The sequence below is a fragment of the Microbacterium sp. NPDC056234 genome, assembly GCF_042267585.1.
Taxonomy (GTDB): Bacteria; Actinomycetota; Actinomycetes; order Actinomycetales; family Microbacteriaceae; genus Microbacterium.
This window is the reverse complement of sequence record NZ_JBHJTE010000002.1, coordinates 396,204-411,429: the sequence shown is the minus strand read 5'-3', so window position 1 is coordinate 411,429 and position 15,226 is coordinate 396,204. Positions and strand designations below refer to the sequence as shown.

The 15,226-nt window shown below is 67.0% G+C and carries 15 protein-coding genes and 1 tRNA gene; 12 read left to right on the top strand and 4 right to left on the bottom strand.

Going from position 1 to position 15,226, the window contains the following annotated elements:
- Position 1: 1 nt before the first annotated feature.
- Positions 2-505 carry a hypothetical protein gene (locus ACFCYE_RS07860; protein ID WP_376177731.1) on the bottom strand — a complete coding sequence of 168 codons (504 nt, stop codon included), beginning with the start codon at positions 503-505 and terminating at the stop codon, positions 2-4.
- A gap of 75 nt (positions 506-580) precedes the next feature.
- Between ACFCYE_RS07860 and ACFCYE_RS07855 the strand changes: the two genes are divergently transcribed.
- The 10 genes from ACFCYE_RS07855 to ACFCYE_RS07810 all read left to right on the top strand — a co-directional run bounded on the left by ACFCYE_RS07855 (position 581) and on the right by ACFCYE_RS07810 (position 10,477).
- Positions 581-653: transfer RNA gene (locus ACFCYE_RS07855), tRNA-Val, on the top strand.
- A 131-nt stretch (positions 654-784) separates the two neighbouring features.
- Positions 785-1,489 (top strand): hypothetical protein, encoded by a 705-nt coding sequence (locus ACFCYE_RS07850; protein ID WP_376177730.1) that lies wholly within the window; start codon positions 785-787, stop codon positions 1,487-1,489.
- 3 nt (positions 1,490-1,492) lie between these two features.
- Positions 1,493-2,149, top strand: coding sequence for a polymorphic toxin type 15 domain-containing protein (locus tag ACFCYE_RS07845; RefSeq protein WP_376177728.1), 657 nt, complete (start codon positions 1,493-1,495; stop codon positions 2,147-2,149).
- Between the two features lie 9 nt (positions 2,150-2,158).
- Positions 2,159-2,719, top strand: a complete 561-nt coding sequence (locus tag ACFCYE_RS07840) for a T6SS immunity protein Tdi1 domain-containing protein (RefSeq protein WP_376177727.1) — start codon at positions 2,159-2,161, stop codon at positions 2,717-2,719.
- 153 nt (positions 2,720-2,872) lie between these two features.
- A complete protein-coding gene (gene aceE / locus ACFCYE_RS07835) occupies positions 2,873-5,599 on the top strand; it encodes a pyruvate dehydrogenase (acetyl-transferring), homodimeric type (RefSeq protein WP_376177725.1) in 2,727 nt (908 codons plus the stop codon).
- A 31-nt stretch (positions 5,600-5,630) separates the two neighbouring features.
- Positions 5,631-6,824 (top strand): PucR family transcriptional regulator, encoded by a 1,194-nt coding sequence (locus ACFCYE_RS07830; RefSeq protein ID WP_376177723.1) that lies wholly within the window; start codon positions 5,631-5,633, stop codon positions 6,822-6,824.
- Positions 6,825-6,909: 85 nt separating this feature from the next.
- A complete protein-coding gene (locus tag ACFCYE_RS07825; RefSeq protein ID WP_376177721.1) occupies positions 6,910-7,830 on the top strand; it encodes an ACP S-malonyltransferase in 921 nt (306 codons plus the stop codon).
- Positions 7,827-8,828 (top strand): beta-ketoacyl-ACP synthase III, encoded by a 1,002-nt coding sequence (locus tag ACFCYE_RS07820; RefSeq protein ID WP_376177719.1) that lies wholly within the window; start codon positions 7,827-7,829, stop codon positions 8,826-8,828. The genes ACFCYE_RS07825 and ACFCYE_RS07820 overlap by 4 nt, the downstream gene beginning before the upstream one ends.
- A gap of 68 nt (positions 8,829-8,896) precedes the next feature.
- The gene (locus ACFCYE_RS07815) at positions 8,897-9,145 is read left to right on the top strand and encodes an acyl carrier protein (RefSeq protein ID WP_017202249.1); all 249 of its coding nucleotides are present in this window, start codon (positions 8,897-8,899) and stop codon (positions 9,143-9,145) included.
- Positions 9,146-9,241: 96 nt separating this feature from the next.
- Entirely contained in the window at positions 9,242-10,477 is a 1,236-nt protein-coding gene (locus ACFCYE_RS07810; protein ID WP_376177717.1) for a beta-ketoacyl-[acyl-carrier-protein] synthase family protein, read from the top strand.
- 133 nt (positions 10,478-10,610) lie between these two features.
- Here ACFCYE_RS07810 and ACFCYE_RS07805 read toward each other — a convergent pair whose 3' ends face one another.
- Together ACFCYE_RS07805 and ACFCYE_RS07800 are read right to left on the bottom strand one after the other, a co-directional pair.
- Positions 10,611-11,114: a DUF3145 domain-containing protein gene (locus tag ACFCYE_RS07805; protein ID WP_376177716.1), complete on the bottom strand. Its 504-nt coding sequence runs from the start codon at positions 11,112-11,114 to the stop codon at positions 10,611-10,613.
- Between the two features lie 147 nt (positions 11,115-11,261).
- Positions 11,262-12,035 carry a hypothetical protein gene (locus tag ACFCYE_RS07800; RefSeq protein WP_318841139.1) on the bottom strand — a complete coding sequence of 258 codons (774 nt, stop codon included), beginning with the start codon at positions 12,033-12,035 and terminating at the stop codon, positions 11,262-11,264.
- A 175-nt stretch (positions 12,036-12,210) separates the two neighbouring features.
- Between ACFCYE_RS07800 and ACFCYE_RS07795 the strand changes: the two genes are divergently transcribed.
- Complete coding sequence (locus ACFCYE_RS07795; protein ID WP_376177715.1) at positions 12,211-14,208, top strand: DUF262 domain-containing protein; 1,998 nt, start codon at positions 12,211-12,213, stop codon at positions 14,206-14,208.
- Complete coding sequence (locus ACFCYE_RS07790) at positions 14,208-14,507, top strand: hypothetical protein (RefSeq protein ID WP_376177714.1); 300 nt, start codon at positions 14,208-14,210, stop codon at positions 14,505-14,507. The genes ACFCYE_RS07795 and ACFCYE_RS07790 overlap by 1 nt, the downstream gene beginning before the upstream one ends.
- A gap of 24 nt (positions 14,508-14,531) precedes the next feature.
- Here ACFCYE_RS07790 and ACFCYE_RS07785 read toward each other — a convergent pair whose 3' ends face one another.
- Complete coding sequence (locus ACFCYE_RS07785) at positions 14,532-15,212, bottom strand: SDR family NAD(P)-dependent oxidoreductase (RefSeq protein WP_376177713.1); 681 nt, start codon at positions 15,210-15,212, stop codon at positions 14,532-14,534.
- Positions 15,213-15,226: the final 14 nt, after the last annotated feature.

The window sequence follows — 15,226 nt, the reverse complement described above, 5'->3', positions numbered from 1 at the left end:
GTCACGCCACCGGATCAGCGCCGCCGAGTTCGTCCGTGTACGGCTTCGACGACGACGTCAGCAGCGAACCGAACGCGATCAGCAGACCAGCGACGACGAAAGCCGCCGTCTGCGCGTACCCGGTCCCGGGCGGGACATCCCAGTGGCCGCCGACGAAACCCAGCCACAGTGTGCACTCGGTGAGGTAGTTCATCCCGATCACGATGACGAGGGCGATCACGCCCAGGGTGCGTTCGAAGCCCGACCGGGCGATCGCGAACGCCCCGGTGACCAGACCGATGCTGATCAGCCACATGACCTGGAGCGGCACGAGGTGCTGCGGCCTGCCCATGGCGGCGTAACACGCCTCCGTGGTCTGATCGCCCGCGCAGGGCAGCCAGGCCACCCCGGTGAGGACGACGCCGAGGACTCCGAGCCCGATGAGTCCGAGCGCGAGACTCGCGGCGACGCTGCGGCGGAACGCCTTCATATCGGTGCCCCCGTTCCATCGCGCGTCATCGCGCATCCACGCGCGATGCTGGCACGACCGTAGCGCGGCCATCACGTCCGCGCCAGCGGACCCTCTAGAATGGGAGGACCAGGGCCTTTAGCTCAGCTGGTAGAGCGCCACGTTTACACCGTGGATGTCGTCGGTTCGATCCCGGCAGGGCCCACAGTCATGCAGCTCGAGCGCCCCCGCAGACCGTACCGGCCAGGTGCGCCGTCGCCGCTCCGCGTCTGATGGGGACCAGTACCCATTGTGTGCAGAAACGCGGTCGTCGTACAGTCTCCGCGGGAGGCCCCGATGGGAATGATGCTGCCGAATGAACTGATCTGGATCATGGAGAAGCTGGGCTTCGAGTGGCCGGACGTCGACGAAGACGAACTGCGCCGCGCAGGCGACATCATTGGCACCTTCACCGGAGAACTCGAGGGCCGGATACAGGCTGTGGATCGACAGATCAACGGTGATATCGCAGCCGCCATGCGCGGAACGGCGGGACCCGCCTTCGTCGCCGCATGGAACACCAATCGTTCCAGCAACCTGCAGCGGCTGCTCGACGCGTTGGGGCCGGCACCGGCCGGGCTGGAGATCGCGGCGGGCGTCGTCGTCGGGCTCAAGGTGAAGGTCATCGCCGACATCACCACGACGGCGATCGCACTGGTCGCGATGCTGACCAACCCGCTCACGGCAGCAGGATCCGGCCTGATGCTCATCGCGAAGAAGAAGCTGCTGAACGCGGCGGTCGAGATCGCACTCGAGCAAGCGCTCGAGCAGGTTCTGCCGATGGTGATCGAACCGCTCGTCGAGGAGCTGCCCGGCCTGGTGATGGCCGCACTGGACGCGCCGTTGGTCGAGGCCACCGTCGGGGACTCCGACGAGTTCTACGCGGACCTGCAGGCGCTGGAACAGGCCGAGTCGGATCTGGACCTCCATGCCACTGACATCGACGAGCTGATCGAGCGGCTCGGCGCCGACCTCGCCGGCCTGAACATCACAGGAGACTGAACGATGGGACGAGTAGGAGACGTGCTCGCGCGGCCGATCATGAGAGCGCTCGATGATGCGGCCCCGAATCTCAAAGCGCTCGCCGACATCCCTCGGAAACTGCGAGCGAAGGCACGGGGAAACCAGAGCGGTGTCAGGTCCATCGACCGGTACGACGCGAATGCGACGCATGTCGACATCACGATCCAGCGGTTCAACCGGAACCCGGAGCACCGTACCGAACAGTTCGACGATCAGCTGAACGAGCAGATCGACACGCTGGAGAACACGACGATGGCGGACTGGGTGCTCAACCGCGTCGACTACCTCAGGAACGGGCGGCCTCACGACTCGGTCGTCATGCAGGAGCTCACCCGAGACGCTGCGCACAACGACGCGCTCGTGGAGATCATGAGGGAGAACCCGGGCTTGGACCCGGCGACCGCGACCCGCCTCGTCGACCAGTGGATGGAGACGCAGGCTGCACTCCACCGCCTCGACGGAATCGCAGGAGGCGACGTGACCGACGTGCCCCGGGTGGGCGACGGGAACGTGAACTCATCGCTCGGCCGACAGTGGCAGGACCGCGTCGCGGATCTCGATGCCGCGGTGATCGACTTCATCCGGAACAACCCGGGGGTCGACCTCAACACCGTCTTCATGAACATCCGCTTCCGATAGGTTGACACCATGATCGAGATTTCGGACTTCGTCTCGCACGGACCGGTGCAACCCGAGGTCATCGAGGCCTACCGCGGCCGCGTTCCGGCCGACGTGATCGAACTGTGGGAGACCTACGGGTACGGCACCTTCGCATCGGGATTCCTGCGCGTGATCGACCCCGCCGTCTACGAGACGGAGCTGGCGGATTGCATCGGCAAGACCCAGGGGGACGGCATAGCCATTCCGGTCATGGTGACGGGGCTCGCCGACCTCATCACCTGGGAGCCGAGCGTCGGCTTCGTGGGCATCATGTACCGCGAGGGACGCGCCTCGGGTCTCAACAGCGAGCTCAGCGGGTTCCTGGAGATGCTGAACATCGCAAGAGACTTTTACTTGTCGAGGACGCTGAACTGGGACATCTTCCCCAAGGCGGTCGAGATGCACGGCGAGCTGCCATACGACCAGTCGTTCACCTTCGTTCCCCTGCGCTCGCTGGGCGGGCCCGAAAAGGTCGAGAACCTGAAGAAGCGCGAGACGATCGCCGCCATCCAGGTGATGGTGGAGTTCCAGGGCGTCATCGGTCACTGAGCCGCACTGCCCGCAACCGTCGCGCCCGGTGTGCGCTCGGGTCGTGGATCAGGGCTAGGCTGTTTGCGGCGCGCGTTGTGCAGAGCCGACAAGGCTCCCCGTGTCGCTTCCCGTTTCCTTGGCAAGACCTGCCAGCTTGACGAAAGGCTCCACGTGACCGTCCACGATCAGGATCCGTACTCCCAGGGCTCTCTCGACAGCGATCCGGAAGAGACGGGCGAATGGCAGCAGTCCCTCGACGAGCTCGTCGAGGCGAAGGGCCACGGCCGCGGGCGCGAGATCATGCTCAGCATGCTCAAGCGCTCCAAGGAGCTGCACCTGGGTGTGCCGATGGTCCCCACCACCGACTACATCAACACGATCGCCACGGAGAACGAGCCGGAGTTCCCGGGTGACGAGGAGCTCGAGCGTCGCTACCGCCACTGGATCCGCTGGAACGCGGCCATCACGGTGCACCGCGCGCAGCGCCCCGGCATCGGCGTCGGCGGCCACATCTCGACCTACGCATCCGCGGCTTCGCTCTACGAAGTCGGTCACAACCACTTCTTCCGTGGTCAGGACCACGCTTCCGGCGGCGACCAGATCTTCTACCAGGGCCACGCCTCCCCCGGCATGTACGCCCGTGCGTTCCTGGAAGGGCGTCTCACCGAGAGCCAGCTGGACGCGTTCCGCCAGGAGAAGTCCGGCGCGCCGAACGGCCTGCCGTCCTACCCGCACCCGCGGATGATGCCGGAGTTCTGGCAGTTCCCGACCGTGTCGATGGGCCTCGGACCCATCAACGCGATCTACCAGGCGATGACGAACAAGTACCTCGCCAACCGCGGCATCAAGGATGTCGCGGACTCGCACGTTTGGGCGTTCCTGGGCGACGGAGAGATGGACGAGGTCGAATCCCGCGGCCAGCTTCAGGTCGCCGCCAACGAGGGCCTGGACAACCTCACCTTCGTGATCAACTGCAACCTGCAGCGCCTGGATGGTCCGGTGCGCGGCAACGGCAAGATCATGCAGGAGCTGGAGAGCTACTTCCGTGGTGCCGGCTGGAACGTGATCAAGGTGGTCTGGGGCCGCGAGTGGGACGACCTGCTCGCCCGTGACGCCGACGGCGCCCTGCTGAACCTGATGAACGTCACGCCGGACGGCGACTTCCAGACCTACAAGGCCGAGAACGGCGCGTACGTCCGCGAGAACTTCTTCGGACGCGACGAGCGCGCGCTGTCCCTCGTGAAGGACCTCAGCGACGACGACATCTGGAAGCTGCGCCGCGGCGGTCACGATTACCGGAAGGTGTACGCGGCGTACAAGGCGGCGATGGAGCACAAGGGCCAGCCGACGGTCATCCTCGCGAAGACCGTCAAGGGCTACGGCCTCGGTCCGCACTTCGAGGGCCGCAACGCGACCCACCAGATGAAGAAGATGACGCTGGACGACCTCAAGCTGTTCCGCGACACGATGCAGATCCCGATCACGGATGCTCAGCTGGAGGCCGACCCCTACCGCCCGCCGTACTACCACCCCGGCGCGGAGGACGAGACGATCCAGTACATGCTGGACCGACGCCACGACCTGGGCGGATTCCTTCCTGAGCGACGCACGACCCACGTCGACTTCGCCCTCCCCGAGGACAAGGACTACGCGCTGCTGAAGAAGGGTTCAGGCAACCAGGAGGTCGCCACGACGATGGCGTTCGTCCGCATGCTCAAGGACCTCATGCGGGTGAAGGGCTTCGGCCAGCGCATCGTGCCGATCATCCCGGACGAGGCGCGCACGTTCGGAATGGACGCGTACTTCCCGACCGCGAAGATCTACAACCCGAACGGCCAGAACTACACGTCGGTCGACCGCGAGCTGCTCCTGGCGTACAAGGAGAGCCCGCAGGGCCAGATCATGCACGTCGGCATCAACGAGGCAGGCGCGACCGCTGCCCTCACGGCGACCGGAACGTCGTACTCGACGCACGGCGAGCCGCTGATCCCGATCTACATCTTCTACTCGATGTTCGGCTACCAGCGCACCGGCGACGCCTTCTGGGCCGCGGCCGACCAGATGGTACGCGGTTTCGTGATCGGTGCGACCGCCGGCCGCACCACCCTCACCGGTGAGGGCACGCAGCACGCCGACGGTCACTCTCCGCTGCTCGCGTCCACCAACCCGGCTACGGTCACCTACGACCCGGCATTCGGCTACGAGGTCGCGCACATCGTGCAGGCCGGCCTCGAGCGCATGTACGGCGGGTCGCACCCCGACCCGGACGTGATGTACTACCTCACGGTGTACAACGAGCCGATGAAGCAGCCCGCGGAGCCCGAGGATGTCGATGTCGACGGCATCCTGAAGGGCATCCACCGGATCGCCGTCGGAGAGGGCGACGGACCGCGCGTCCAGCTGCTGTCCTCGGGCGTCGGAGTCCCGTGGGCCCTGGAGGCTCAGGATCTGCTCGCCAAGGACTGGGGCGTCGTGGCCGACGTCTGGTCGGTGACGAGCTGGACGGAACTGCGCCGCGACGGACTCGCCGCCGACGAGCACAACTTCCTGCACCCGGAGCAGGAGCCGAAGGTCGCCTACCTGACCGAGAAGCTCGCGTCGGCAGAGGGCCCCGTCATCGCCACGAGCGACTACATGCACGCCGTGCAGGATCAGATCCGCCAGTGGGTTCCCGGCGACTACTACACGCTCGGCGCCGACGGCTTCGGTTTCGCCGACACGCGCGCAGCGGCCCGCCGGCACTTCAAGATCGACGGACCGTCGATGGTCGTCCGAGCGCTGCAGAGCCTGGCCGACCAGGGCCGGCTCGACCGCTCGGTGATCGGTCAGGCGATCCAGAAGTACGACCTGCACAACGTCAACGCCGGCTCGAGCGGGAACGCCGGCGGCGAGAGCTGAGCCGAAGGTGACAGGCTCGTCCCCCGCCTCGATGGACAAGACAGCGACGCTCGCGTGGCTGCGCCGGATCTCCGGCGACATCGCGACGGTGACGATCAAGCGCCTCGAAGACACGCTCCCCTGGTACGCCGACATGCCACCGGCCCGCCGCTCTGCGGTCGGGCTGGTGGCGCAGGCGGGCATCACCTCGTTCATCCAGTGGTACGACGACCCGACGTCGACGCCGTGGATCGCGGCGGACATCTTCGCCGCGGCCCCACGTGAGCTGCTGCGCAGCGTCAGCCTCCAGCAGACGCTGCAGCTGATCCGTGTGACGGTGGAAGTGACGGAGGAGCGAGTCGCAGGCAAGGGCGAGCATCTGCGGGAGGCGATCCTGCTCTACTCGCGCGACGTGGCCTTCGCGGCCGCCGACGTGTACGCCCGCGCTGCCGAAGCCCGTGGACTCTGGGATGCCCGCCTCGAGGCGCTCGTCGTCGACTCGATCCTCACGGGCGAGGCCGATGAGGAGCTGCCCAGCCGCATCGCGGCGCTCGGCTGGCACGGCCATGGCGAAGTCTGCGTGATCGTCGGCACGACACCCGCGCAGTTCGACATCGATCAGGTCCGTCGCACTGCCCGCAAGCTCGCCGTCGATGTGCTCGTCGGCGTGCAGGGATCGCGCCTGGTCCTCGTCGTCGGCCGTGCGCAGGATGCCGGTCAGGACGGCGAAGACGACGAGCTCGCGTTCGACGAGATCGCGACGCGGCTCGAGCCGTCCTTCGGTCCCGGCTACGTCGTCGTCGGTCCGGCAGTCGCAGCCCTGGTGGACGCCGGGCAGAGCGCCCGCGCGGCCCTCGCCGGCTTCGCGGTGGCGCGGGCCTGGCGTGGAGCGCCGCGCCCGGTCGAGGCGGACGATCTCCTTCCCGAGCGGGCCCTCGCAGGAGATCCGCTGGCGAAGCAGACCCTCATCGAACGCATCCATCGCCCACTGCAAGCGCACTCGACCGACCTCGTCACGACGCTGTGGAGCTACCTCGACAACGGCCGCTCGCTCGAGGCCACAGCACGAGAACTGTTCGTTCATCCGAACACCGTGCGCTATCGCCTCAAGCGAGTGAGCGAGGTCATCGGCTGGGATGCCACGGGTCCACGCGAAGCCCTCATCCTGCAGACGGCGCTCATCCTCGGTTCGATCGGGACGATCGAGCCGACCAGGCGACGCACAAACCCTCGTCGTCCGCGCTGAGCCCTGTACGCCACACACAAGGGATCTTCGCAATCTTGTGAGAGATCCCCCACTATGTGCGGCGGATCGTTGGCAGACTGGACTGGTGATTGTCGTCGCCTGCCCCGGACAGGGCTCTCAGACCCCCGGCTTCCTCTCCCCCTGGCTCGAACTGGACGGCGTAGCGGAGCGTCTTGCGGCGTACTCCGAGGCCGCGCAGGTCGATCTCGTCCTGCACGGGACCGAATCGGATGCCGAGACGATCCGCGACACCCGCATCGCGCAGCCGCTGATCGTCGCTGCGTCGCTGATCGCGGGTGAGGAGCTCGCCGCCAGAGCGGGCCGCCGTGCCGATGGCATCGCCGGGCACTCGGTCGGCGAGATCGCCGCACTCGTCGGCAGCGATGTGATCGATGCGGAGACCGGCATGCGCCTGGTCGGCATCCGCGGCCGGGCGATGGCGGATGCGGCCGCGAAGGAACCCACCGGCATGAGCGCCGTGCTCGGCGGCGACGAGGACGCACTGCTCGCCCGCCTCACCGAGCTCGATCTCGCTCCGGCGAACTACAACGGCGGCGGCCAGATCGTCGTCGCCGGTGCTCTCTCCGCTCTCGATGCCCTCGCGGCGGAGCCCCTGAAGGGCACACGCGTGATCCCGCTGCAGGTGGCCGGCGCCTTCCACACCCCCTACATGCAGGCGGCCGTGGAGACGCTCAGGGATGCCGTCGAGGCTGTCTCGGCATCCGATCCGTCCCTCAGGCTGTGGACCAACCGCGACGGTTCCGTCGTCACGGACGGCGCACGCGCCCTCGAACTGCTCGTCGGCCAGGTCGCGTCCCCCGTGCGGTGGGACCAGTGCATGACCTCATTCGTCGAGAACGGCATCTCAGGACTCATCGAGCTGGCACCCGCCGGCGCCCTCACCGGACTCGCCAAGCGCGGCCTCCGCGGCGTGCCGACCGTCGCAGTGAAGACCCCCGAAGACCTCGACGCAGCGGTAGAGCTGCTGAACGGAGCAGCCGCATGACCGCCACCCTGCAGCAGATGACAGGGCCCGCATACACCCGCATCTATGCCTTCGGTGCGGCGCGCGGTGAGAACGCGGTCCCCAACGAGGACCTCATCGAGCCGATCAACTCGAGCGACGAGTGGATCCGCCAACGCACCGGCATCGTCACCCGCGCACGTGCCGTCGCCGAGACCGACGCGATCGACCTCGCCTCCGATGCCGCAGCCGAGGCGATCGAGCGCAGCGGCGTGGACGCCGCCGATGTCGACCTGGTCATCGTCGCGACGATCAGCAACCCGAAGCAGACGCCGTCGGTGTCTGCCATCGTGGCCGACCGCGTGGGTGCCAACCCCGCGGCCGCCTATGACATCAACGCGGCATGCGCAGGATATGCCTACGCCGTCGCGCAGGCCGATGCCCTCATCCGCGCCGGCGCGGCGCGCTACGCGCTCGTCATCGGCACCGAGAAGCTCTCCGATGTCGTCGACCCCGCCGATCGCAGCATCTCGTTCCTGCTCGGTGACGGCGCTGGTGCCGCGCTCATCGGGCCCAGCGAGACCCCGGGGATCGCACCGGCCGTGTGGGGCTCGGACGGCTCCAAGGCCGACGCCGTCGGCATGAACCACACCCTCACGGAGTTCCGCGACGGCGTCGCACCCTGGCCGACGCTTCGCCAGGAGGGCCCGACGGTGTTCCGCTGGGCGGTCTGGGAGATGGCCAAGGTCGCGCGCGAAGCGCTCGACGTCGCGGGCATCGAGGCGGCGGACCTCGCCGCCTTCATCCCCCATCAGGCGAACATGCGCATCATCGATGAGTTCGCGAAGCAGCTGAAGCTCCCTGAGACCACGGTGATCGCACGCGACATCGAAACCACGGGCAACACGTCGGCCGCTTCGATTCCGCTTGCGAGCCACCGTCTGATGGCGGAGCACCCCGAACTGTCCGGTGGTCTCGCACTTCAGATCGGCTTCGGCGCAGGCCTCGTCTTCGCGGCGCAGGTCGTCGTCCTCCCCTGATCCGTGCCCGCGGTTCTCTAGACTGTTCCACGGTTCCGATAACAACCCGCAAGAAAGAGGAAGACCACATGGCTTTCACCAACGATGAGGTCCTCGCAGGCCTCGCCGAGCTCATCACCGACGAGACGGGCATCAACGCCTCCGAGGTCGCGCTCGAGAAATCCTTCACCGACGACCTCGACATCGACTCGATCTCCATGATGACGATCGTCGTCAACGCCGAGGAGAAGTTCGGCGTGACGATTCCGGACGACGAGGTCAAGAACCTCAAGACCGTCGGCGACGCGGTCAACTTCATCGTCGCCGGCCAGGAGTAAGACCTGACGGATGCCACTCCCGCCTCCAGCGGGCGTGGCATCCTCCGGCTTGCGCCGCACCATTCGCTCGACTCCCGCTCGAAGGAACCACACCCCATGACCAAGCGCATCGTCGTCACCGGCATCGGCGCCACGTCCGCCATCGGCGGCACGGCTCCGGAGAACTGGACCAATCTGCTCGCCGGCATGTCCGGAGGACGCAGCCTCGAGCACGAATGGGTCGCCGAGCTCGAACTGCCGGTCACTTTCGCCGCCGAGGCGATCGTGCGCCCGGAGGAGGTGCTCGCACGTCCCGTGGCGAAGCGCCTCGACCCCTCGTCGCAGTTCGCCCTCATCGCCGCCATGGAAGCATGGGAGGACGCCGGATCGCCCGATGTCGACCCTGAGCGCCTCGGCGTCGATTTCGCCACCGGCATCGGCGGCGTGTGGACGTTGCTCGACGCGTGGGACACGCTGCGTGAGAAGGGCCCCCGGCGCGTCATGCCGATGACGGTCCCGATGCTCATGCCGAACTCGGCAGCCGGCAACCTCTCCCTGCACTTCACCGCACGCGCGTTCGCCCGTACCGTCGCCTCGGCGTGCGCCTCCAGCACCGAGTCTCTGGTGAACGCGTACGAGCACCTGCAGGCCGGTCTCGCAGACGTCGTGATCGCCGGCGGCACCGAATCCGCCATCCACCCGATCACGATCGCCTCCTTCGCGTCGATGCAGGCGCTGTCGCGTCGCAACGACGACCCTGCGACCGCCTCGCGTCCCTACTCCGCCGACCGCGACGGGTTCGTGATGGGCGAGGGCGCGGCCGTGCTCATCCTCGAGACCGAGGAGCACGCGAAGGCGCGCGGGGCCACGATCTACGCCGAGCTCGTCGGCGGTGGTGTCACCGCCGACGCCTATCACATCACCGCGAACGCGCCGGAGGGCGCCACCCGCGCGGTCAAGCTCGCCCTCGAGACCGCCGGTCGTACGCCAGACCAGATCACCCACGTCAATGCGCACGCGACCTCGACGCCCGTCGGCGATCCGAACGAGTACACCGCACTGAAGAACGTGATCGGTGACCGCGTGCACGACGTCCCCGTCTCCGCGACGAAGGCCTCCACGGGTCATCTGCTGGGCGGCACCGGTGCGCTGGAGGCGATCTTCACGGTGCTCGCGATCCGGAACCGTGTGGCACCTCCGACCATCAACCTGACCACCCAGGATCCCGAGATCCCGTTGCGCGTCTCCGGCGAACCGCAGCCGCTCGGCGATGGTCCGCAGCTCGCGATCAGCAACTCGTTCGGCTTCGGCGGCCACAACGCGGTCGTCGCGTTCGCGGACTACAGCGGCTGACCTGACACGGACACGTGAAACGGCCCCCGGCGAACCGGGGGCCGTTTTCGTGTGAGCGGGATTCGCTGTCTCAGCGTCCGGGATGACTCACCGGCATCCGATACCGACGCCTCCCGCCCAGGTCCTCGTCGGCTCAGCCGACCTTGTGCAGCCAGACGACTCGTGCGTCGTCACTGGCGTGACGGAACGGCTCGAGCTCCTCATCCCACGCGGAACCGAGCGCGACGTCCAGTTCGCGCTGCAGTTCGATCGCGCTGCCGGCCGCGATCTCCATCGCGTAGCGGATGCGGTCCTCGCCGATGACGATGTTGCCCGCGGCATCCGTCTGCGCGTAATGGATGCCGAGATCCGGTGTGTGCAGCCAGCGTCCGCCGTCGCTGCGCGGCGTCGGGTCCTCGGTGACTTCGAAGCGCAGATGCTCCCAGCCGCGGATCGCTGTGGCGAGAGCGGCCCCGGTGCCCACCGGACCGTCCCAGTAGAACTCGGCACGGCGGGATCCTTCGAGGACGGGTTGTTCCGCCCAATCGAAGTTCACTGCACGACCGATAGCGCGTCCCACCGCCCATTCGAGGTGCGGGCAGAGCGCGCGAGGTGCGGAGTGGATGTACACCACTCCGCGTGCGTAAGCCGTCGCCATGATCTCTCCGTTTCATCAGGTGCGTCTTCCCCAACGACCTGAACCACACGAAGAAGTGGCGAGAGTATGCGGTTATGCGCCCATTCTCCAGCACGAAGGCGGAAATCACAAGGATGTGATTCCCGCCTTCGTGACAAGAGGACCCGCTCAGGCCTCGCTCATGGCCTGCTTGACCTGCTGGCCCTTCGCGGCGTAATACGCGGCACGGGCGGCGTCCTTGCGTGCCTGCTCGGCGTAACCCGCCTCGAGCACGTCCTGCGGAAGCTCGAACTGGGTGTGCTGGCTGGTGCCGTTGTACTTCTCGATGTAGGCGTCGAGCTCGGGGCCCGAGGTCCACGACGTGATGAGGTTGTAGCGCGGCTCGGTGCCGACATGCGTCGCCGCGTGCCAGAGCCGCTGCGTGTCGATGATGAGCTGGGCGCCGGCCGGGAGCGCGATGCGCACCTCACCTGCGGGGTCGGTGCGGTTCTCCCGGAGGACGAAGAAGCTGTCCTTGTCGTCCGTGAGGTTGAAGAATCCGCGGACGACCCATCCGGTGCCGTCCGGGTTCAGACGGTTGTTGTCGTCCTGGTGCAGGTTGTACAGGCACTCGCCGTACGTGTTCGGCTGCAGCTCGATGACGCGGCAGCGACCCACATTGGCACCGGGCTCCTGCGCGCGACGCGTCAGGTTGGGCGCCTTGGCCGTCTGCTCGTCGATCCAGACGCCGTCCTTGTCGGTGCGCGGCGGCTTGTGGTTCCAGAATCCGTTGCACTCGATCTCGCCCTTGGCGCTCGCGAGCGGAGCGAAGCGGGTATCGCCGGAGGACTTCCAGTCGACGTACTCGATGTCGAGCCATTCCTTGGGGTCGAGCGCCTGGTTGTAGCTGTCGAGGACGACGAAGCCGGTCTCCTCGAGGGCAGCGGACTTGATGTATCCCATGATCTGGATCATGTTCCTTTCATCGGGGGCCAGCACGTTTTAACAGGCCCTGATAAGGCAAGCCTAACAGCGACGCCGACGAGGGCTGCGGCGCTCGGCCGTGCAAAATCGGCCAGGGCTAGACTCGATCAGGCGGGTCTCGGACTCCCGCTCTTTCCGGAGGCATCACTCAGTCATGGCAACGGCCACCAACGTCGAAGCGACCGCAGTAAACACGATCGAATGGCTCGCCGCCCCCGGGACGACGATCGTCGTACCGGTCTATCAGCGGCAGTACCGCTGGGACATCGGCGCGTGCGAGCGGTTGCTGTCCGACGTCAGGGCCGTGGCCGGCGAAGACGATGCGCACCGGCACTTCATCGGATCGATCCTGTCCGCGCAGGATGCGTCCGAGCGCGATCTGATCCTCATCGACGGCCAGCAGCGCATCACGACGCTCATGCTCCTGGTCGCAGCCCTGCACCACGCGGTGCGGGATCACGACGAGGTCATGGCTTCGGAGCTCGAGCGCGTACTCGTCCGAGCCGACGACGCCAGCAGGACGAAGCTGCGCCCCCATCACGCCTGGGCCGAACTCTACGAGACCGTCGTGCTGGATCGGCGCGGCGACGCCGATCGTGAATCGCGGTTCGACGACAACTACGCGTTCTTCCGCAGCCAGGTCCACGCCGATGAGGCGCCCCGGATCTGGCGAGGCCTCAAGAAGCTGGAACACGTCTCGATCACGCTCGAGCCGCAGGCGAACGCGCAGCAGATCTTCGAGAGCCTGAACTCCACCGGCGAGCCTCTGCGTGATCACGAGCTGATCCACAATTACATCCTGATGGGCCTCACGCACGCCGAGCAGCTGAACGTCGAAGAACGCTTCTGGCTGCCGATCGAGCGGCACACGGGCGAGACGATCGGCGCATTCTGGCGCCACTACCTCGTCATGCGCACGGGGCGCGAGGTCGCGGCCAACGGGGAGCACGGCGTGTACAGCGCGTTCCGGCATTCGTTCCCCCGCGTGGATGTCGCGCATCTCGAGGCGGATGCCGAGATCTGGCGCCACTTCGCCGAGATCTACGGAATTCTGCTGAACCCGTCACGCGAGCGGGACGCCGTCATCCGCCGCCAGCTCGAGTTCGTGAACACCTTCGGGCGCGCGGCGTACCCCCTCGTGATGAGCGCCTACAGCGACCACTCTCGAGGGCTGATCGAGCGAGACGAGCTCATCGAGACCCTGGAGTGGGTGCAGGCGATGTATCTGCGCCGTGCGATCGTCAATCTCCCGACGGAGCGTCTGATCGCCCGACTGTGCCGGGCGCGGACAGCGGGACGGGACGCGCTGATGCGCGCGTTCGCGCGCATCACCCCATCCGACGAGCGCGTCAGCGCGGTGCTCAAGTACGGCGAACTCCCCCACGCCGCATACGTGCTCGCTCGGCTCGAGGACGTCGAGGATGCCGCCGAACTCGACCTCGAGCACATCGTGCCCGCAGCGCCCGGTGACACCTGGTCCGGAGACGGAACGCGCATCTGGAGCGAGCTGAGCGAGGACGAGCAGAACAGCCATCGCGCGCTCGCTCCCACACTGGGCAACCTCACTCTGCTGGAGCAGCGCTTCGCCGAGGGTGTGTTCGGGGCGTCGTTCCCGGACAAGCAGCGCGATGCTTACGCGCGCAGCTCGATCGCCGCCACGCGAGCGCTCGCCGAGGCGAACGGCTGGGGGACGGCGGCGATCACGCAGCGGACCGTGCGGCTGACCGCCGATCTGGTGCGGATCTGGGCACGACCCGAGCTGCCTGAGATCGACGACGACGGACTGACTCCGATTCTCGACGCGGTGCGACGGCGCGGCTGGCCTGCCGGCTGGGATCGGGAGTTCTCGTACGTCGAGTATCGCGGCGAGCACTGGGACGTGCGCGACGTGAAGTACCTGTTCAATCGGGTCTTCCGACGCGCGTGGACGGATGACCGTGCCGCTGCGCTCTCCTACAGTGCGCGTCGCGGTGGCCCGATCTACGACGAGATGGCCTGGAAAGGCCAGTGGGATGAGCTCGACGGCTCGCACTTCCTGTACATGGGGTGGGACTCGAACTACATGATGAGCGCGGTGCAGGGCGTGCTCGAGGAATCCGGCATCGCCGCGGAGGTCTTCGTGAAGTACTCCTACATCGGCGACGTGATGTGATGCGGCAGAAGAATCCGCCTCCGTCCGCCGCGCCGGCGCAGGCTGCCGTCGATCCGCTGGAGCGCCTGTTCGCGGACATCGCGCTCGGCTGGAACGATGACTCTCCGCGCGAGTGCGAGTGCGATCACGGCGACGAAGAGGCATACGCCGCCTGTGGTCGTCGTGCCGAATGGCGGGTGACGATCGATTGCACGTGCGGCGAGAACCATCCGCGCACGGTCGAGCTGCTGTGCACGAGATGCCTGCGCACCGCGCGAAAGGACCTCGGCGACGAATCGATCACGGCTCGTCCGCTGTGATCGACGCGCCGCCTGTGACCGCGATCAGTACTCGATGATCCCGTTCCGATCGAAGAACTGACCCGTCGGTCCGTTCGAGGGGAGCTGGGCGAGCGCAACCGTCGCATCGGTCCCCTCCGTCACGGTCTGATGCCCGGAGTGATGGTTGAACGCCGTCGCCGTGTATCCGGGGTCGCTCGCGTTGATCCGCATGCCCGGGAGCGATTTCGCGTACTGCACGGTCAAAGCGATGACGGCGGCCTTCGAGCTCGCGTAGGGCACCGCCTTCACAGGGTGCTCGTCCGCGCCGGGTGTCGCCAAGCGACGGGGAAAGCCCACGCCGGACGCGACATTGACGATCACCGGAGCCGACGACAGACGCAACAGTGGAAGAAGCGCTTGCGTGACGCGGACCAGCCCGACGACGTTCGTCTCCAGCACGTCGCGGAGCACGTCCGCGTCGAGGTCATCGACGTCAAGGCCGCCGCCGAGGATGCCCGCGTTGTTGACCAGGACGTCCAGCTCCGGCAGGTCCGCCGCCGCCTGATCGACGCTGCGCTGATCGGTCACGTCCAGTTCGATCGGTATCGCTCCGATGGCTTCGGCGTCCGCGCGGGTGCTCAGATCTCGCATACCCGCGTAGACCGTATGGCCCGCCCCGACCAGACGTCGTGCCGTCTCGAGACCGAGGCTGCGATTCGCTCCTGTGATGAGTGTCGTTGTCATGTGCTCAGCTTCAG